The following is a 19,342-nucleotide window of genomic DNA, read 5'->3' as shown; positions in this document are numbered from 1 at the left end:
TCAGCGCTTTCGCAGGCCGAGCTGGACCTGGAGCTGACGGCGGAGCTTGCGGACCTGATCCGTGGGCAGCTTGCGGACGAGCTCCGCGGCGTGCGCGCGCTCGTCTTCCCCGGGGAAGGTCAGCAAGTAGAGGGGCGGCAGATTGAGCCCCCCGGGCGAGCCGGGAGATCGTCTGGATCGTGATGGCGGCGAGGCCGTGTTCGACGCTGGAGAGGTGCCCCTTCGACAGCTCGCTCGCGTCCGCGAGCTCGGCCAGGGACATGCCTCGTTCCAGACGAAGCTCACGGATGCGGCCTCCGACCTGCGAAGCGAAAGGATCCGGTACGGTTCGTCGCGGCATGGCGTTTCTTTCGGGACGTCCTCACGGACGACCCCGCCGGCCCTCCTCGTGCCGGATCAAGTAAGTGGTTGATTGCTGGGCCTGTTGCCTGGTTTGTCGTCGGGCGGGCGCAGGTCCCACGTCCACCCTGTTATGCTTTTGGGCGAGCACGCCCCTACTATGCACCGTTCCGACGAACCTTGGCAGTGGAAAATGAGGTTTCATTACAGTTACCGCCCCCGAGACACGTTTGTCATAGGAGCTTGTGTATGTAAGATTTGTTACAGCTTGTTGCATGCGCGCACGCTCCCCTCCCGAGGCGAGAGCTCGCCTCGGTGACCGGCAGACACGCGCAAAACGCGAGCGAAGAGGCGCGTCTTCCCGAAGATTTCGATGATGCGGCGCGTGCATCCGATGACGCGCCGCGGGCGTCGCCGCGATCGTTATGATCGGCTCGGCCGAACCCCCCGACGTCCTTCGTTCGTGTGGGTTTCGTTCGAGACGGGGGTGCGAAAAGAACGTAGCAGTCGGCCGAACCCCGATCGGCCCTGCCGCGTGAATGGCGAGCGGCTCAGCCGGTAGGGCCGGCCGAGGCGCGCGGCAAGATGCGGCGCAGGCGCCCCGCAATCTCCATGACGGCCGCCTCGCCCTTGACCGAGCCCTCGATGCGCCGCGCAGAGGCGGTGCCGTCATCGTTTGGCGCGACAAATAAGGGGATGAGCCGCGAAGCGTAACCGGCGACGGCGAGCCGCTCGGCGTCACGATCGAGGTCGAACTCCAGGATCCGGAGGCGCGGAAAGACGTCGTCGAGCTCCCCCTTCTCGGCCGCGTGGTGGAACCTCTGGCAGGGCTCGCACCACTTCGCGCCCACGTAGACGAGGAGGTCCCGTCCGTCCTTGCGAGCGCGCTCGAGCTCGCGACGAACGATCGTCGCGACGTCCTCCCCCTCGGCCGCGCGGACCCACTCGACACGCCCCTTCGACGCAGCGGCAGGCTCGGGCTTGGCCTCCGGCGCGGGCTTTCTTTCGGTCGAACAACCCGAGACGAAGGGCGCCGCGGCCACGAAGAACGCCAGCGTGAGAGATTTCCACTTCGAGGCGATCACCATCACGCGTTATGTATCAGCGCAAGAGCGAGACACGCACGGGCGCCTTTCGGATCAAGGCGAGGGCGAGGGTGGCGCTCCGGATCAGGCGCTCGTTCGGCTCGAAGCGGAAGTGGAGATCGGCCCGGCCGTCACGCACGACGAGATCGGGGATGTCGAAGCTCGCGACCACGAGCAGCGCCTTGCGCACGGCGGGGCCGAGCAGGCGCTTTGCTGCGTCCTGTTCGGCCTCGATGAGGAACAAATCATCAAAACGTTCGTCCCCGACCTCGGCCTCACGCACGAGGCCAACCGCCTTGCCGATGCCATGCAACAACGTCTGCGGGCGAATCCGGAGCGGCGGTGTTCCTGCCGCGACGGAGGTCGTGAGGAAGACGTGGACCTCGGCCGGCGTGTCGTTGGCGGAGTAGGCGATCTGGGCGAGGATCGAGATGGGCGCGTCGTGCGCGCGAAAACGGGCGCGGAAGGCGTACTTGCTCTCCTTTTCGAGGGCGGCGTCCTTGTCGAGGGCGAGCGCGCCGAGGCGCAAGCCACGCTCGGCGGCGTCACACGTCTCGAGGACGATGTCGGCCATGAAGAGGTCGATGAAGGGACGCAGGTGGCTCGCGAGTTTTGGATCGGGCGTGATCTCGGGCAGGACGCGTTGCGCGTCTTCGAGGTCGGGCGCGAGCTCGATCGCCTCGTCGAGGGCGTCACGATACGCGAGGAGCGTGGCCTCGGCCTCGTGGAGCTCGGCCTCGGTCTTCGCGGGCGTGAGCGCATACGCGCGAAGGTCGCGGAGCTTGCTCGCGAGCATCGAAGGCAGGTGCGAAAAGAGGGCGTCGGTCACCATGGCCTCGCGCTCCTCGACCTCGCGGGCGAGGTCCTGCACGCGGGCGCGCAAGCCCTGCAAGGGATCCCGATAAGCACTGTCGTTGCCGCGCACGTCGGCCCGGGAGACTACCCGAGGCCGAGGCCGTCCGCGAGCGTCGCGGCTTGCCAGGAGGCCGTTCGGAGGCGCATCCTCTCGGCCCATGAGCCGCGACGGCGACGTCAAATTCACGGCAAAGCTCGGCGATCGGGAGCATTTTCCGGACCTCGAGCCGCTCGTCTATTGCAACCACGCGGCGATCTCGCCGCCGTCCTGGCCCGTGCGCCGCGCGATGCAAAACGCGATCGTCGACTGGGGGCGGCGCGGGGCGCAGGCCTTCGGGACCTACGGCGCGCAGAGGTCGCGGCTGCGCGAGAAGCTCGCGCGGCTCGTGGGCGCGTCGGCCGAGGAGATCGCGTTCGTCCCGAACACGTCGACGGGCGTGACGGCGATCGCGCTGTCCTTGCCGTGGAAGCGCGGCGATCGAGTGATCCTGTTCGAAGGGGAGTTCCCGGCGAACGTGACGCCGTGGCGACGCGCGGCGGAGCTCTTCGGCCTGGAGGCCGTGTTCCTCCCGCTCGCGGACTTCCAGGAGAGCGACGAGCGAGGGCTCGGGCGGCTGACGGAGGAGCTCGCGAAGGGCGCGCGGCTCGTGGCGGTGAGCGCGGTGCAGTTCCGGTCGGGGCTGCGGATGCCGATCGGGGAGATGGCGGCGCTCTGCCACGCGCAGGGGGCGGAGCTGTTCGTGGACGGGATCCAGGCGACGGGCGCCGTGCCCGTGGACGTGCGCGCGCTCGGCGTCGATTACTGGGCCTCGGGCGGGCACAAGTGGCTGATGGGCCCCGAGGGGACGGGGATGCTCTACGTGCGGAAGGAGCGCATCGAGGCGCTCGATCCGCACGTCGCGGGGTGGCTGAGCCACGAGGACGCGGTGCGCTTCCTGCTCGAGGGGCCGGGGCACATGCGTTACGACCGGCCGTTCAAGAAACGCGCGGACGTCTTCGAGGTGGGCTGCATCAACGCGATCGGGCTCGTGGGGCTCGAAGCGGCGGTGGATCTCGTGGCCGAGCTCGGCGTGGCGGAGATCTTCACGCACGTGGTGCGCTGGGGCGACGTGGTCGAGGAGGGCCTCGTGGAGCGAGGCTTCAAGAGCCTGCGCGCGCCGGAGGTGAAGCGGCGGAGCGGGATCTTGTCGGTGCTGCCGCCCGAGGACGTGGACGTGGTCGCGCTGCACCGCGCGTTGTTGCAGCGCGGGATCAGCACGGCGATCCCGGACGGCGTGTTGCGGCTGAGCCCGCACTGGCCGAACAACGTGGACGAGGCGGAGCAGGTGATCCTGTCGGCCGAGGACGCGCTCGCGGAGCTGCGAGGCGCGCCGCGGCCGCGCTCGGATGATTGGTAGTCAAACGATCTAGGGCCAGCCGATCGTCATGAACCGGACGCGGCCGGTGCCGCCGACGGCGTCGTCGCCGAAGAAGAGCGAGGTGCCCTCGCGGCCGGCGAACGAGGGGGAGACGTCGGCGTTGGCGCCGCCCGTGAGCGCGGCGAGCGCCTTGAGGGGGCCGGGCGGGGCGCCGGGCGCGAACTCGAACGCGTCGAGCAGCATGCTCTCGCGGAGCGCGGAGGTGAGGACGCCGCGGCATTTCGAGGCGGCGCAGGTGACGGCCACGGAGGTGACGGCGCTCTGCTCCTCGCCACGCACGAGGCGCGGGGTGCCCACGTTGGCGCCGCGCTCGTCGATGACGGCGATCCGCACGCCCGCCTCGCTCGCCTCGGGCTTCGCGTCGGGGGCCGCCTCCTCGATCCAGGCGACGACGACCCGATCGCCCGCGAGCGCCACCGAGGGCGAGCGCGAGTGCGCAGGAGAAGCGAAGATCCGGGTCTCGGGGCCGACCTTCTGCAGCGTGCGTGTGTCGAGGCGGACGACGTGGATGTCGCCGCTGCCATCCTCGGGGTTCGAGCGAGCGTCCGACCACACGAGGAGCGTCTCCTTGCCGCGCACCACGATCTGCACCTCGGCGGAGTCGCCGATCGCCTCGGTGATGCGGCGATCCTGGACGACCTTGCGCAAGGTGCGATCGACACGCGCGGCGTAGACCTCGGCGTTGCCGTCACGCGTGTCGACCCAGGCGACGATGAAGCCGTCGTCGGTGCTCTTGCCCGGCTCGCTGGGAGGCGCGTAGGCGACGGCGACGTCGGATACCTCGCTCGGGACGCCGTCCTTGTTCGGCTTGCGGGTGATCGTGGTGAGGGGCTTCTGCGCGAGTTTGTCGCCCTCGGGGCCGAGCTTGGCGATCTGGACCTGGGCGTCGTTCTTGTCACGCGCGGCCCAGACGAGCGCGCTCTCCTCGACCTTGCCGCCCGGCGCCGAGGCGATCGCGACGCCGCCGATCGAGAGGCCGCGACGCGAGAGGATCTGGGTTTTCCCAGGAACACCTGCGGCGGACACGGCGCGCACGCCGACGGTGGCGAGCGGCTCGTCCTTGCGGGCGGGCCTGCGGCCGACGTCGCTGTTGCCTTCGATGTGGTAGGTGACCCACGCGGCGAGCGAGCCGCCGGAGGGGCGCTCGGCGGCGGCGACGCGGGCGAGGTGTTCGCCGTCGTAGAGGGCTGTGACGCCGAGCGGGCGCGGCGGGACCTCGTCGGGATCCCGCGAAGCCGGCGCGCGCCAGGGGCTCTGCCGCACGGGCAAGGCGACCGCCGCGAGCGTCGCGGGAGATCCGCCGCTCGCGGCGAGCGTGGTGCAAGCGCCTGCCTGGCAGGACAAACTGCGCGTGAGGTAGGGGATGCCCTCGGTGCTGGCGAAGGGCTCGGCGCGCACGGGCTCGGAGGCGCGGACGTTCATGTCGGGGCCGAAGCGCACGAAGATGGGCCAGATCGGCGCGTCCTTGGGCAGCGGTCCCTCGGCGCTCGTGGTGGGCGCGAGGGTGAGCGCGGCGAACCCGTCACCGTCGGCGGTGATGTCGGGCGGGCCGCTCGCGCTGAAGACGAGCGTCGCGCGCTCGGCGCCGAGCTTGCCGTCCGGATCCATCGTGGCGAGGTGGATGAGGCGGCCCTCGCGCGGCGATCGCAGGAGGTCCTCCCACGCGAGCAGCGCGCGTTTGCCCGCGCCCGCGCCCGAGACGAGCGAGACGAGCGCTTGCTCGCCGACGGGCGTGGTGGCGCGTTTCGGGGGCGTGACGATCGTGCCGCCGGGCTCGACGGCCGCGACGTACACGCTCGAGTCGATGTTGCGCACGTCGGTCCAGCCGATGAGCGCGCGCTTGCCGGCGCGGGCGACGACGATGTCGTTCTGCGCGGTCGCCTCGGGGTTCACGACGACGGGCGCCGAGACCTTCCCCGTGAAATCGACGTCGGCGTAGAGCACGCGGCCGATCCGGCCTTGCTCGGCCTCGTCCTGCGCGCCGGTCGCCGCGACGACGGTGGCGATCGCGGCGCCCCTCTCGGTCGTGACGAGGTCCCAGCCGAGGGCGTCGTGCGCGAGGACGACCGCGGGGGAGGGGGTTTTTCCTGGCGTAACCGGCGCCGCGAGCACGTCGAAGTGGTCTTCACGAGGCACCTCCCACACGACGAGCGCCGAGCTCGGGCCCGCGACGATCTCGACCCAGCTCACCTCGTCGGCCGACTGCGCGATCGTGATGGGCGCGCCGCGCGCGGCGCCCGTGGCGTCGAGCGAGAGCACCTTCACGGCGGCGTTGCTCTTCATGCCCTCGACCCACGCGGCGAGGTATCCGTCCCCCACGGCCTCGACGGTCGCGACGGGCATCTCGGCCGCGGCGGGCCCGACGTCGATGGGCTCGGCCGTCCTCGGCTTGCCGTCCGCGTTGCAGAGGCGCGTGAAGAGCCGGCCGCCCGCGTCGTAGAAGAGGAGCATCTGCTCGCCGCGGCGCGCGACGTACGGCGCCGCGTTCTCGTCGTCGAGCCGCGCGAGCACGTACGAGGGCAAGAGCGCGGGTCCCGGGAGCGCGGCCTGGGGCTTGGGGTTCGGGTCGGCCCGGAGCGTGGTCTTCGGGCGTGCGGTGCGCGACTGCTTCGGGACCGCGCCGCCGCCGCAGCCCGGCGCGATCGACGTGAGAGCCACGAGCGAGAGGGCGAACCAGGCGCGTGCCGTCGAGCTTCGCATGGCGGGACCATGCCAGAGCCGATCGACGCTCGCCAGCCGAGGCCCTGCTTTTCGAGCCTCGAGGGGAATGGGGAATCCCGCCTAGCTGCTCCTGTCCGGGCCGCGGACCGTGGTCTCGACCGCGGGCGGTTTGTCGAGCAGCGGAGGGCCGGACACCGGCAGATGGAGCTCGAAGACCGCGCCGCCCTTCTTCGCCTCGCGATACGCGATTTCTCCGCCGTGTTCGAACACGATGCGCTGGACGATCGCGAGGCCGAGGCCGGTCCCTTTCTCCTTGGTCGTCGCGTACGCCTCGAAGAGACGCGGCACCATCTCCGCAGGTACGCCCGGGCCGTTGTCGCGCACCACGACGCGGACCTTGTTCTCCGCGAGCGGGCCGATCGTCACGAGCACACGCGGGTCGGGGCGCACGGCGCTCGCCGCGTCGAGGCCGTTCTGGATCAGGTTGGTCAACACCTGCACCATCTGATCACGATCGGCCATCACCTGCGGGATCGGCTCGGACGAAAGCTCGACCCGCCGCGTCCCCGTCTTCTCGACGCCCTCGCCCGCCGAGGCGTGCAGCGTGACCACGCCCTTCGCCACGGAGACGAGGTCGATCGGCTCGGGGTTCGGCGGAGGCAGGCGCGCGAAGCGCGTGAACTCGGAGACGATGTTCGCGATCCGGTGGACCTCCTCGAGGACCGTGGTCGTCGCCTCTTCGAAGTACTCGTCGAAGGCGGGATCTTCGCGGGCGCGGAGCCTGCGCAGCGTCTCGACGGCGGCGCGGATCGGGGCGAGCGGGTTCTTGATCTCGTGCGCGATCTGCCGCGCCACCTCGCGCCGCGCGGCGATACGTTCCGTCGCGGCCAGGCGCTTTCGCATCGCGACGAGCTCGGCGATCGTGCGGTTCCAGGCGTCGGCGAGGTCGTGGAGCTCGCGCCCTCCGCGGCCCTTCACCGTGCGCGGCGCGCCGGCCACGACCTCGCGCGTCTCGCGGGCGAGCTCGACGATCGGGCGCGACAGGCTCCGCGCGAGGACAAACGCGATCGCGAGGCCGAGCCCGAGCGCGACCGAGCCTGCGAAGAGCATCGCGCGGTCGAGCTTGGCGAGCGCGTCATGGAGCCTCTCGCGCGCGGCGATGGCCACGACGCGCAGGCCGGGGACCTCGGCGACCTCGATGGGACGAACGACGGCGTCGCCCGTCGTCTTCACGCGGTCTGCGCCTTCGATGCGGAGCTCGACGCCGTGCGAGGCGCCGATACGTTCGAGGATCTTGCCGACGCGGCGCGCGCCGACGAGCCCGACCTCGACGCCGCCGCCCGAGCGCGCGCAGTGCACCTCGAGCGACGCCTCGCCGCCCTCGGGATCGGGCCGGAGCCGCGGCGCGCCGCCCGCCGGCGATCGCAAGAGCTTCGCGAGCTCCGGGGCCTTCGTGCCCGTGCGCGAGACGTCCGAGGCGGCCAGGATCAGGCCCTTGTCGGTGACCAGCACGAGATCGTCGAGCCCGAGCGCGCGCGCTTGATCCGGGACGAAGTGCCGCATCGAGATGCGCGCCCCCGGCTCGATCGCGGCCTCGTCGCCGCGCGCTTTTTCGAGCAAGAGGTGCGCTTTGTCCACGAACGTGTCGTGGGCGCAGAGCGGACCGAGCAGACCTTCGAGCGCGCGCGCCTCCTGGGCGAGCTCGCGACGCACGCCCACCGCGGCGGCCTCGATCCGGTCCTCGAAATCGCCCTCGATGATCTGACGCGAGGCGTCGCGCAACGACAGACCCACGAGCGCCGCGGCGAAGATGGCGACGAGGCCGAAGGCGAGGAGCAGCCGGGCAGCGAGGGTCACGGGCGCAGAGAACTCGAAAGGGCCCGCATCATAGGCGCACGTGGGCCGCTGCGCCGCAACGTCCCACTACGAAACGGCCCTTCGATCGACCGAAAATTCCCCGCCCGGCGCCGTAGGGTGCCCCGGCCTGCCGACGTCCACGCAGTTCGGACTTCCGAGCAGCGATGCAGGAGGGCTCGTCCATGAGGAGATTCGTCGGCTTGTTGCTTCTTTCGGCGATGCTTGTGGGGTGCGGCACGTTCATCCGATCGAGCGACGGTACGCGACCCCGCAAACATTCGCATCCTCGGGGCTACGACAAGCCCTTCGGGACGTCGCCGGACTACGGTCCGCCCGCGGGAAATGCCGAGGGCGAGGGGGGTTCCGAGCGGCCGAGCGGCGAGCAGGTCCAGGGCGCGGGCGGGCCGTAGGCCTCGATCGCGAGGAAATGATCCCTCTCCTTGCACCCGAGGCCCCGGCGCTCTTAACCTCGGCGAGCGTTCGCGTGTCGGCTCGCGCCTGCCCCTCGGCCGGAGCTTCGCCCGACGCGCGCCACCCGCAAGCCGCGTCAGACCATGAACTCAAGGCAGCTCGGCCCCCCCGCCGTCGTCCTCGTCGCCGCCGTCCTCTTCGGCATCGGATCCAAGTCCTTCCTCAGGGACTTCTCGTCCGAGCTCTTCTACCTGTTAGGCCTCGGCGCCGCGGCCGCGATGTTCGTCGCGAGCGCGTCGAAGGGCGCGAACGTCAAGCTCGGCGGGCTCGTCGAGGCGCTGAAAGCCGCGGCCCGCGGCAAGAAGCTGGCGACGCCCGAAGGCGTGACCGGTGAGCTCGCGGAGGTCTACGACGAGATCCAGCGTCTCTCGAAGAAGACCGCGGACCTCAACGAAGAGGTCGCGAAGCTCGAGCAAAACGCGGGCACGAGCAGCGTGAACGTCGACGAGGTGATCGAGGCCCTCGGTCGCGCCGCGTCCGGCGAGCGGGTGCGCGCTCCCGCGGGCGCGAAGCCCGAGATGGCGCGCATCTACGCCGAGCTCTCGGGCGTGGCCGAGGTTGTCCGCGACGCGACGAAGGACGCGGACAAGAAGGTCTCGCTCGCCGAGGAGCGCGCGAGCGCCGCCGAGCAACGCGCCGGCAGCGCCGAGCAGAGGCTCCAGTCGCTCGAGGCGCGGATCTCGGCCGCCGAGTCGCGCGCTGTCGCCGCGGAGCAGAACCTCGCCACCGCCGAGCAACGCGCGAGCACGGCCGAGCAACGCGAGGTCCAGCGCAAGAGCGAGCTCGCCGAGCTGCTCGCGACCGTCGAGTCCGACGTCGTCGACGCGGTCCAGCGCGTCGCCGAGGGCGAGCGTGTTCGTCCCCCGCCCGGCGCGAAGCCGGAGGTGGCCCGCATCTTCATGGAGCTCGCGCAGATCGGCGAGCGGCTCACGCAGGCCGAGCAGCGCGAGCAGAAGCGCCGCGCAGAGCTCGCCGAGGCGATGCAGATCCTCGAGGGCGAGATCGTCAACGCCGTGCAGCGCGCGGGCGAGGGCGAGCGCGTGCGCGCGCCGGTGGGCGCGAAGCCCGAGGTCGCGCGGATCTACATGGAGCTCGCGTCGATCGGCGAGCGCCTCGCGGGCTCGGAGCAACGCGAGCAGAAGCGGCGCTCGGAGCTCGGCGAGGCCCTCGGCGTCATCGACGAGTACCTGCCGCGGCTCGGCGACGGCCTCGGCACCGTGCTCGCGTCGGCCGAGCAGGCGACGGCGCACGCGCGCGACATCAACGCCTCGCTCTCGAGCTTCTCGCAGTCGATCGAGATGCTCGCGACGAGCGCGGAGGAGAGCTCGTCGAGCATCCTCGAGATGACGGCGACGAGCGACGAGGTCGCCGAGAACGTCGGTGAGCTCGCGGCGAGCGTGCGCGAGACGGTCTCCTCGATCGAGGAGATGGCCTACTCGATCCGCGAGGTCGCGAAGAACGTCGACGGCCTCTCGCTGACGGCGGAGGAGACGAGCTCCTCGATGAACCAGATGGACGTGTCCATCGATCAGGTCCAGTCGAACGCGAACGAGACGGCGCGTCTGTCCGAGGAGGTCGCCATGGACGCCGAGAAGGGCGCCGAGGCGATCCTGAAGACGATCAGCGAGATTTACCGCATCAAGGAGTCGAGCCAGGAGGCCGTGAGCGTCATCTCGAACCTCGGCTTCCGCATCGAGGCGATCGGCCAGATCCTCGCGGTCATCGACGACGTCGCCGAGCAGACGAACCTGCTCGCGCTGAACGCCGCCATCCTCTCGGCGCAGGCCGGCGAGCACGGCAAGGGTTTCGCCGTCGTCGCCGACGAGATCAAGGAGCTCGCGGATCGCGCGGGCGGCAGCACGAAGGAGATCGCGGACCTCATCAAGACGATCCAGGCCGAGTCGAAGAACGCGATCGCCGCCGTCGAGCGCGGCGCGCACAACGTCGACCGGGGCGTCGAGGTCTCGAACGAGGCCGAGCGCGCGCTGAAGAAGATCCTCGACAGCTCGCAGAAGAGCACGAACATGGTGCGCGCCATCGCGCGCGCCACGGTCGAGCAGGCCAAGGGGTCGAAGCAGGTCACCGACGCGATCGGCCGCATCGCCGAGACCGTGCAGCAGATCGCGGCGGCCACGGCCGAGCAGGCGCGCGGCTCGGAGCTCATCATGAAGAGCGCAGAGAAGATGCGCACGATCACCCAGCACGTGGAGCGATCGAGCCAGGAGCAGGCCCGCGGCGGCCGTCAGATGACGAGCTCGATCGAGCAGATCTCCGCGATGGTCAACAACCTGAACGCCTCGCAGCGCAACCAGAACCGCGGCTTCGAGCAGCTCCTCGAGGCCTCGAAGAAGATCGAGGAGGCGGCGCGGATCCAGGAGCAGACCATGCGCCAGCTCGGCAACGCCGTGGAGCGCGTGCGTCGGAGCATCGGCGCGTAAAGCTAGAAAGGCACGCGCGGCACCACGTCCCGCCGCGCGCTCGCCCGAGGTTTCATGGCAGTCACGATCACGGTGCGGCCTTCGGCCCAGGACGACGAGCTCTCGCTCACGTTCGACATGCCGCGCGTGTTCATCGGCCGCGGCGAGGGCTCCGATCTCCGCCTCCCCGACCCCAGCGTCAGCCTCCGCCACGCGTCGATCCGGCAGCGCGGCCACGAGTACGTCATCGTCGACGAGGGCAGCACCAACGGCACGGCGCTCGGCTCCGTCCTCTTGCCCCCGCAATCGCCGCGCGTCTTGCGCTCCGGAGAGCTCTTCCGCCTCGGGCGCGTGTGGCTCGAGGTGAAGATCGACCCGCTCGCGACCGCGCGCGCGACGCCCGCGGCGACGAAGGCGCTCGCGCTCGAGCTCGTCTCGCGTGGGCTCGCGGCGCAGGGCGAGGACGCCGGCCCGAAGCTCGTCGTCCTCGAAGGCCCCGACGCGGGCAAGACGCTCGCGCTCACCGATCCTGGCAGGCGTTACGTGCTCGGCCGCGCCCGCGAGGTGGACTTGCCGCTCGACGATCCGGAGGCCGCGTTCCGGCACGTGGAGGTGGGCCTCAAAGGGGAAAACCTCCTCGTGCGGGACCTCGGCTCGAAGGTCGCGCAGCTCGAAGGCGCGCCGATCGGCGCGACGGACACGACGTGGCGGACCGGACAAACCCTCACGATCGGGCGCGACGTCGTGGTGTTCGAGTATCCGGCGGCCGAGGCGCTCGCGGAGCTGTCGCGGTGCGCCGACGAGCCGATGCGCCCCGAGGACGCGCCGCCGCCGCCCCTCCCGGACGACGAGACGCCTTCGGCTTCTGCGGCGCCCGAGCCGACGCCCGTGGAGGACGACGCATCGCGCCCGCTTCGACCGCAACGCGCGATCACGCCGGCGCCCGACTCTGGCTGGAGCCTCACCGACGGCGTGGTGCTCATCTTTGCGGCTTGCGTGCTCGTGCTGAGCGTCGTCGGGTTCTTCTGGTTGATCCGGCGCTAGGCGCTTGACAGCGCGTCCTCGTGCGGGCGGGATCATGCGCGCAGGATCCGAGGGAGGTCTCGATGCGAGCGGTGTGGATGAGCCCGAGCGAGCGCGTTTGCAGCCCCGACGAGCTGCGGGCCGAGGGGATCATCGCCGAGGCCTTCGATCCACGATCGATGCAGCCGCTCGTCGAGCGCATCCGAGCCGAGCTTGGTTTCACCAAGCAGGACGAGGTCCGGCTCAGCGTGGCGAACCCGCGCGACGAGGCGACCATCGCCCGTGAGATCGACGAGCATTTGCACCTCACCGCCGAGGTGCGGCTCTTCCTCGAAGGCGAGGGCGTCTACGACGTGCGCGCGACCGACGAGCGCTGGGTGCGCATCTGGGTGGGTCCGGGCGACGCGCTCTTGATCCCGGAGAAGCGTTATCACCGCTTCTTGCCGAGCGCGAACGTGCTGCTCCGCTACCTGCAGCCCTACGCCGAGCGCGGGAGCCTCACGCCGCTGTATCGAGCGTCGAGCGAGGAGACCCGCGCCGGCTAGCGCCGGGTCTTCTTGGTCTTCTTGGTCTTCGAGGCCGAGGACTTCGTCTTCTTCGTCTTCGCGCCGTTCGTGCGATCGCGCGTGGCGCGACCCTTCGTCGACACCTTCGCCGTCTTCCCGCGGCTCGGTTTGTCGGGGGCGTTCGTCGACGCCCGCCGGCGGACCTTGCGTGTCCTCTGCTCGGTCACGCCTTCTTCGTCCACCTCGATCACGCGCCGTCCGTAGATCGAGCGGCGCAGCACGGCGACGTCCTCGATCTGCACGAGCATCGTGTCGCCGAGCTTGATCTGCTCGCCGCTCCGCACGCCCGTCACGGCGAGGCTGCTCTCGTCGACCTCGTAGCCGTCGGGGCCGAGGGCGTCGAGGCGCACGAGCACGTCCACGAAGGGGTTGTTGATCGCCACGAAGAGGCCCGTCCCCACGACGGCCGTCACCGTGCCTTCGAAGACCTCGCCGATGTGCGAGCGCATGTAGAGCGCGCGGTACAGGTCGACGACCTCGCGCTCGATGTCCATCCCGCGGCGCTCGCAGTCGGACGCGGTCATCGCGGCGCTCTTCAGCTTCTCCTCGGCTTCGGGGCTCGTGTCGATGCGCTCGTTCTGCAAGAGCGCCCGCACCGCGCGGTGCACGACGAGATCCGGGTAGCGCCGGATGGGCGAGGTGAAGTGCAGGTACGCGGTCGACGCGAGGCCGAAGTGGCCCCCGTTGTTCACGTCGTACACCGCCTGCTTCATCGCGCGGAGCAGCAACGAGTGCAGCACCTGCTTGTGCGGGTGGTTCGTGATGCCCTTCAGGAACGTCGAGAGCTTCTTCGGATCCGAGGCGTCTTCGAGCTCGAAGCCCACGTCGAGCGTCTCGCACATCGTGATGAAGCGCTCGAGGCGCTCGGGGTTCGGCGGCGCGTGCACGCGGAAGATGGCCGGCGCGTTCCGCGTGACGAGCTCGCGCGCCACGGTCTCGTTCGCCAGGAGCATGAGCTCCTCGATGAGCTCGTAGGCCTTCTTCACGCCGGGATCGTGGGCGCGTTTCTCCACGTCGATGGGCGCGCCCGTCTCCAGGTCGAGCACCACCTTCGCCTCGGGCAGGTCGAAGTCGAGCGCGCCGCGACGCATGCGCCGCGCGCGGAGCTGCCGCGAGAGCTCCCACAGCACCTCGAGGTCCTCGCGCATCGCCTCCGCGTCCGGGTCCGGCACCGCGTGCTTGGCGAGCCCGAGCGCGTGCGCCACGCCCGGGTACGTGAGGGCCGCGCGCGAGCGCATGAAGCCCTCGAAGATACGCGCCCCCGTCACGGTCGCCGTCGCGTCGAGGTCGATCTCCACGCACATGCAGAGGCGCGTCGCGTTCGGCACGAGCGAACACAGGTTCGCGGAGAGCGCGCGCGGCAGCATCGGGATCGCCCTGTCGGGCAGGTAGATCGAGTTGCCGCGTGACATCGCGGCCTCGTCGAGCGCCGTCCCGGGCCGCACGTAATGCGACACGTCCGCGATCGCGATCCACACGCGGTACGAGCCGTCCTCGTTCCGCACGGCCCAGACCGCGTCGTCGTGATCACGTGCGTCTTCCGGGTCGATCGTCGGCAGCGGCAGGTGCGTCAGGTCCTCGCGACCGACGAGCGCCTCGCGGGGCACGTCGCCTCCGAACGCCTCGGCCTCGGCGATCGCCTCGGGCGGGTGCTCCTCCTCGATCGCCTCGCGCACGAGCACCTTGGCGACCTCCACGTTCGGATCACCGGGCACGCCGAGCACCGCCTCGAGCACGCCCTCGGGGTTCTCGTCGGGCATCTCCGGGAAACGCGTGATCGTGGCGACGGCGGCCATGCCGTCCTCCAGGTTCATGCGAGGCTCGCTCTTCAGCACGATCGGCCCGCGCAGCCGCGAGTCGTCGGGCTCGATCCACGCGCTCCGCCCGCGCTTGCGCAAGACGCCCGCGACGCGCTTCGTCTTGCGCTTCACGACGCGCACCACCTCGCCCTCGATGCCCCTGCGTGACGTCGTGACCACGCGGATCGCCACGGTGTCGCCGTGCAGCGCGCCGGCCATCGCCTCGGCGGGCACGTAGACGTCGTCGGGCAGGTCGAGCACCGCGACGAACCCGAAGCCGCGTGGGTTCACGTTCAGGTTGCCCTCGTGCTCTCTGCCGCGTCGCTCCCGCTCTTCCCGGGCGCGGGCGAGGCGGAAGCGTTGCCCTGGCAAGGCGACGACGCTCCCGTCCCAGCAGAGGTCGTCGAGCACGCGACGGAGCGGCTCGTACGCTCCCTCCGTCAGCCCGAGCCGGCTGGCGATCTCGTGGATGTGCAGGGGGCGGGTGTGCTCGGCGAGCACTTCGGCGATGGTTACGCGGCCGATCGACGTCATGGGTCGTGGAGCCTGGAGGCGCCCTCCTAGTCGCGCTTTTTCGCACGCGATGGGCGGTTTCCTAGCATGTCCCGAACCAAAGCCGGCTGCGAAAGGACGGCGCTTGTGCGAAACATGAGCCGATGCGCACGCTCCCCGTCCTCCTGCTTCGTTTGGCGCTGCTCGTCGCGATCGCCGCGTCCTCCGCGCTCGTCGTCGAGTACCAGAACGCAGGTGATCCCGCGTTCTGCGGCGTGACGTCGGGCTGCTTCGCCGTGCGTATGTCGCCGTGGTCGCGGCCGTTCGGCGTCCCGCTGCCGACCCTCGGCCTCGCGGCCTACGCGACGCTCTTCGGGATGACGCTCGTCGCCCGTCACAAGCTCCGGCATGCGGTCGTCGCGGCCCTCGCCGTCCCTGGTGGCCTCTTCGCCGCGTTCCTCCTCTGGCTCCAGAAAAACGAGATCGGCGCGTTCTGTCCGTGGTGCGTCGCGGTCGACATCTCCGCGATCGTCGCGGCGTTCGCCTCGGTCTGGGTCGCGCTGCGCGCATGGAAGGACGAGAGCCGCGTCCTCTTGCCGCAGCGCAGGCCCGTGGTGCTCGCCTGGGTCGGCGCGGCGATGTTCGCGGTGCTCGTCCCGTTCGTCTGGGGGAAGTATCCGGTCGTGCCGCCGGCGCCCGAGGCCATTCAGGCCCTGCAAACGCCGGGCAAGGTCGCGATCGTCGGCTTCACCGACTTCGAGTGCCCCTTCTGTCGCCGCATGCACCCGGCGCTGCACGACATCGCGGCGCGCCACGGCGATCACGTCTCGCTCGTGCGCAAGATGATGCCGCTCTCGGGCCACCCGGGCGCCGAGCCCGCGGCGCTCGCGTATCTCTGCGTGCCGGTGGACAAACGCGAGGCCGTCGCCGATCAGCTCTACGCGGCGGAGCCAGAGCAGCTCACGCACGAAGCCGTCCCCGCGCTCGTCGCGAAGGCGGGTGTCTCCGCCGAGGCCGTCGCGACGTGCATGAAGGCGCCCCAGACCCGGGCCGAGCTCGAGCGCGACAAACAACTCTTCGCGGATCTCGGCGGGCGCGGGCTTCCGTTCACGTTCGTAGGAAGGCGCGTCGTGCTCGGGTACAACCCCGAGCGCGTCGAGATGGCCCTCGCGCAGGAGCTCGGGGGCGAGCGCGTCGCGCTGCCTCTCGGGGCCATGTTCGTCGTCCTCGGCGTCGCCTTCTTGCTCGCGGTGCTCGTGACGCTCATGACCCCGGTGGGTGACCGGGACGGCGGAGCTCCGTCGAAGGAGCGCTCGCCCTCCGTTTGACCCTTGCTGGTCGGGCGGATCGGCCTCCCCTCGAGGCGCCGTCCGTGTAAGACTTCACCATGGAGACCGAAACAGCGACGGGCAGCGTGAGTACGCTGCCGCTCGAGTTCTTCCAGCAGATCCCGAAGACGGACCTCCACGTCCATCTCGACGGCTCGCTGCGGCTCGAGACCATCATCGACCTGGCGAAAAAACACGGCGTGGAGATGCCGTCGTACGAGCCTGCCGAGCTCCGGCGCGCGATGCGGCTCGGGCAAAACACGGGCTCGCTCGTCGAGTACCTCAAGGCGTTCGACGTCACGCTGCGCGTCTTGCAGACGGAGGACGCGCTCTTCCGCTGCGCCTACGAGCTCGCCGAGGACGCGGCGCGCGAGAACGTCCGCTACATGGAGGTGCGTTACGCGCCGATGCTGCACACGCGGCTCGGGCTCAAGCTCACGAGCGTCGTCGAGGCGGTGCTCGCGGGCCTGCGCGCGGCGCACGACAACCTCGGGATCGAGAGCGCGGTCATCGTGTGCGGCATCCGCAACATCTCGCCGCACTCCTCGCTCGAGATGGCCGAGCTCGCGGTGGCCTACAAGAACCGCGGCGTCGTCGGCTTCGACCTCGCCGGCGCCGAGTACGACAACCCCGCGAAGCACCACAAGGCCGCCTTCCAGCTCGTCCGCGACAACAACATCAACTGCACGATCCACGCGGGCGAGGCGTACGGGCCCGAGTCGATCGCGCAGGCGATCCACGTCTGCGGCGCGCATCGCATCGGCCACGGCTGCCGCCTGCGCGAAAACGGCGACCTCCTGCATTACGTGAACGACCACCGCATCCCGCTCGAGGCTTGCCCGTCGTCGAACGTGCAGACCGGCGCGGTGCGTGACCTCGCGTCGCACCCGCTGAAGCTCTATTACAACCTCGGCCTGCGGGTCACGGTGAACACGGACAACCGGCTCGTCACGGACACGACGGTCTCGAACGAGCTCTGGCTCTGCCACACGAAGATGGGCATGTCGCTCAAGGACATCAAGACGATCATCGTCTCGGGGTTCAAGAGCGCGTTCATGCCGTTCCACATCAAGCAGTCGTACCTCCGGCGCGTGACCGAGGAGCTCGAGCGCTTCCAGCCCGACGGCCGCATCCTGCCGGCGCGCAAGCCCGAGTCTTCGCGCAGCGAGCAGGAGACCTGGCTGCCGCGGGGCGTGCTGCCGCCGGTGAGCTTCGACGTGCAGAAGCCCGCGACCGAGGTCTCTCCGGTGCACGCCGCCGTCGAGCGCGCCATCGAAGACAGCGCGAACTAGCCCGCTCGCCTAGAGTAGGGGCGTGTCCGCCCCTCTGCCTCGCCCCGCCTCCCTCATCAAACGACGGAAGATCGAGCGCCGCGTCGTCCTCGCGGTGCTCGTGACCGCCGTCATCCCGCTCGTCGCCGCGCTGCTCCTGGCCCGGGAGATGGTGGCGCGCGTCAGCGCGACCGCGTTTCAGCCCGAGTTCGGCGCGCACCTCGACCGGGCGCTCGGGGTGTACGCGGACCTCGCGAAGACCATCAAGCAAGGCATGCGGTACGAGGCCGACGCCATTGCGATGCGGCCGGCGCTCGTCCGCGTGGCGAAGGAGGAGGGCGAGGGGCGAGTCTCCGAAGAGCTCGCGCGGGAGTTCGTCGCGCACCCTTCGCTCGTCTCGCTGAAGCTCGAGGACGCGACGGGGAAGGTCCTCGGCACACACGAGCGGGACAAACCCGTCGATCCGCTCCTGGAGCGCACGCTCCTCGTGCGCAGGCCGCTCGGCGAGGCGGGCGAGGAGGACGGGCCCTTCCTCGTCGCGACGTTCGCCGCGCCAAACGCGCGGTTCGCCGAGATGGAGTCCGCGCAGGAGTTCGTCCAGGCATACCATCAGCTCGAACGACATCACCGCGAGGAGTACGTCGACCGGACGTACACGCGGGCGTTTGGCCTCTTGTTCGGGCTCTTGATCGTGCTCGCGGCGATCGCCGGGATCGTGGTCGCGCGGCCGGTGACGCGGCGGATCGCCGAGCTCGCGGCGGCGACGCGGCCCGTGGCGGCGGGTGATTTGACGGTGCGGGTCGAGGTGACGGGGGATGACGAGGTCGGCGACCTCGGGCGGGCGTTCAATCGAATGCTGGAGGAGCTCGAGCAGACCCGCGCGCGGGTCGAGTTTCTGCGGCGGATGAGCGAGTGGCAGAAGATGGCGCGGCACCTCGCGCACGAGATCAAGAATCCGCTCACGCCGATCCAGCTCGCCGTGCAGGAGTGCCACCGCCGTTATGCCGGCGACGACGCCGATTACAAGCGTATCGTCCAGACCACGCTGGAGGTCGTCGAGGAGGAGGTGGGCACGCTGCGCCGCCTCGTCGGCGAGTTCTCGAGCTTCGCGCGGCTGCCGCGGGCGGAGCTCTCGCCCGTGGACCTCGGGGCGTTCTTGCGCGAGCAACGCGACCACCTCTCGGCCCGGACGGAGGGCGGCCGGGTGGAGGGCGAGGAGGCGCTCCTCTCGCGCGTCGATTTGCGCTTCGACGTGCCCGACGGAGAAATGCCCGCGGTGCTCGACCGGGAAATGCTCCATCGCGTGCTCACGAATGTCGTGCAGAATGCGGCGCAGGCCCTGCGGGACGCGCGCGGACGGGCGCGGAGAGGCGAGGGGACCTGGGGCAGGGTCGTGGTCACGGCGCGCTCCACCGGGGGGTTCTACGTCGTCGACGTGGACGACGACGGGCCGGGGATTTCGGCCGAGGTGCGCGACGTTCTTTTTGATCCTTATGTGACCACGAAGCGCGACGGGACGGGGCTCGGGCTCACGATCGTGAAGAAGATCGTCGTCGACCATGGCGGGACGATCGAGGCGACGTCGTCGCCCCTCGGCGGCGCGCGGTTTCGAATCCGGCTGCCCCGCGCGGACAGCGCCGAGGCGCGCGCCGCGGTCGAGCGGTCCCTCGCCCCGGACGAGGACGAGAGCGCCACAGCCACCTGAGCCGGGGTGCATCGTGTCGTGCACGAGCGCACCACAGCTCGTGGCACGGAAGCTG

13 protein-coding genes and 1 pseudogene are annotated in these 19,342 nt (G+C 70.3%); 7 read left to right on the top strand and 7 right to left on the bottom strand.

Annotated elements, in window-relative coordinates; all coding sequences use genetic code 11:
• The 4 genes and pseudogenes from GF068_RS46230 to GF068_RS13020 form a co-directional block, all read right to left on the bottom strand.
• Nucleotides 1-126 carry a hypothetical protein gene (locus tag GF068_RS46230; protein WP_275939142.1) on the bottom strand — a complete coding sequence of 42 codons (126 nt, stop codon included), beginning with the start codon at nucleotides 124-126 and terminating at the stop codon, nucleotides 1-3.
• Between the two features lie 37 nt (nucleotides 127-163).
• Nucleotides 164-340: pseudogene (locus GF068_RS47360) on the bottom strand (helix-turn-helix domain-containing protein); the annotation flags it as partial.
• Nucleotides 341-890: 550 nt separating this feature from the next.
• Nucleotides 891-1,427: a TlpA family protein disulfide reductase gene (locus GF068_RS13025; RefSeq protein ID WP_153819668.1), complete on the bottom strand. Its 537-nt coding sequence runs from the start codon at nucleotides 1,425-1,427 to the stop codon at nucleotides 891-893.
• 13 nt (nucleotides 1,428-1,440) lie between these two features.
• The gene (locus tag GF068_RS13020) at nucleotides 1,441-2,349 is read right to left on the bottom strand and encodes a hypothetical protein (protein WP_170319452.1); all 909 of its coding nucleotides are present in this window, start codon (nucleotides 2,347-2,349) and stop codon (nucleotides 1,441-1,443) included.
• An 88-nt stretch (nucleotides 2,350-2,437) separates the two neighbouring features.
• On the opposite strand from GF068_RS13020, the gene GF068_RS13015 reads away from it, so the two are divergent.
• Nucleotides 2,438-3,676, top strand: coding sequence for an aminotransferase class V-fold PLP-dependent enzyme (locus GF068_RS13015; protein ID WP_153819666.1), 1,239 nt, complete (start codon nucleotides 2,438-2,440; stop codon nucleotides 3,674-3,676).
• Nucleotides 3,677-3,685: 9 nt separating this feature from the next.
• Here GF068_RS13015 and GF068_RS13010 read toward each other — a convergent pair whose 3' ends face one another.
• Nucleotides 3,686-6,397: a TolB-like translocation protein gene (locus GF068_RS13010; RefSeq protein WP_153819665.1), complete on the bottom strand. Its 2,712-nt coding sequence runs from the start codon at nucleotides 6,395-6,397 to the stop codon at nucleotides 3,686-3,688.
• 81 nt (nucleotides 6,398-6,478) lie between these two features.
• Nucleotides 6,479-8,215 carry a sensor histidine kinase gene (locus tag GF068_RS13005; RefSeq protein WP_338046358.1) on the bottom strand — a complete coding sequence of 579 codons (1,737 nt, stop codon included), beginning with the start codon at nucleotides 8,213-8,215 and terminating at the stop codon, nucleotides 6,479-6,481.
• Nucleotides 8,216-8,769: 554 nt separating this feature from the next.
• On the opposite strand from GF068_RS13005, the gene GF068_RS13000 reads away from it, so the two are divergent.
• From GF068_RS13000 to GF068_RS12990, 3 genes are all read left to right on the top strand, one after another.
• Complete coding sequence (locus GF068_RS13000) at nucleotides 8,770-11,124, top strand: methyl-accepting chemotaxis protein (RefSeq protein WP_240806842.1); 2,355 nt, start codon at nucleotides 8,770-8,772, stop codon at nucleotides 11,122-11,124.
• Nucleotides 11,125-11,178: 54 nt separating this feature from the next.
• The gene (locus tag GF068_RS12995; protein ID WP_153819664.1) at nucleotides 11,179-12,147 is read left to right on the top strand and encodes an FHA domain-containing protein; all 969 of its coding nucleotides are present in this window, start codon (nucleotides 11,179-11,181) and stop codon (nucleotides 12,145-12,147) included.
• 62 nt (nucleotides 12,148-12,209) lie between these two features.
• On the top strand, nucleotides 12,210-12,671 hold the full coding sequence (locus GF068_RS12990) for a 1,2-dihydroxy-3-keto-5-methylthiopentene dioxygenase (RefSeq protein WP_240806841.1): 462 nt from the start codon (nucleotides 12,210-12,212) through the stop codon (nucleotides 12,669-12,671).
• Here the strand turns inward: GF068_RS12990 and rnr are convergent.
• Nucleotides 12,668-15,025 carry a ribonuclease R gene (gene rnr, locus GF068_RS12985; RefSeq protein WP_153819663.1) on the bottom strand — a complete coding sequence of 786 codons (2,358 nt, stop codon included), beginning with the start codon at nucleotides 15,023-15,025 and terminating at the stop codon, nucleotides 12,668-12,670. The genes GF068_RS12990 and rnr overlap by 4 nt on opposite strands.
• A 122-nt stretch (nucleotides 15,026-15,147) precedes the next feature.
• On the opposite strand from rnr, the gene GF068_RS12980 reads away from it, so the two are divergent.
• Genes GF068_RS12980 through GF068_RS12970 form a run of 3 tightly spaced genes read left to right on the top strand, consistent with a single transcriptional unit; the run spans nucleotide 15,148 to nucleotide 19,287 of the window.
• Complete coding sequence (locus GF068_RS12980) at nucleotides 15,148-16,311, top strand: vitamin K epoxide reductase family protein (RefSeq protein ID WP_153819662.1); 1,164 nt, start codon at nucleotides 15,148-15,150, stop codon at nucleotides 16,309-16,311.
• 59 nt (nucleotides 16,312-16,370) lie between these two features.
• A complete protein-coding gene (gene add, locus GF068_RS12975; RefSeq protein ID WP_153819661.1) occupies nucleotides 16,371-17,603 on the top strand; it encodes an adenosine deaminase in 1,233 nt (410 codons plus the stop codon).
• A gap of 22 nt (nucleotides 17,604-17,625) precedes the next feature.
• Entirely contained in the window at nucleotides 17,626-19,287 is a 1,662-nt protein-coding gene (locus GF068_RS12970) for a sensor histidine kinase (protein ID WP_338046356.1), read from the top strand.
• Nucleotides 19,288-19,342 lie beyond the last annotated feature (55 nt).

It is taken from the genome of Polyangium spumosum (assembly GCF_009649845.1).
Classification (GTDB): Bacteria; Myxococcota_A; Polyangia; order Polyangiales; family Polyangiaceae; genus Polyangium; species Polyangium spumosum.
The sequence above is the reverse complement of the archived record's forward strand: the minus strand, read 5'-3'. Positions and strand labels throughout refer to the sequence as shown.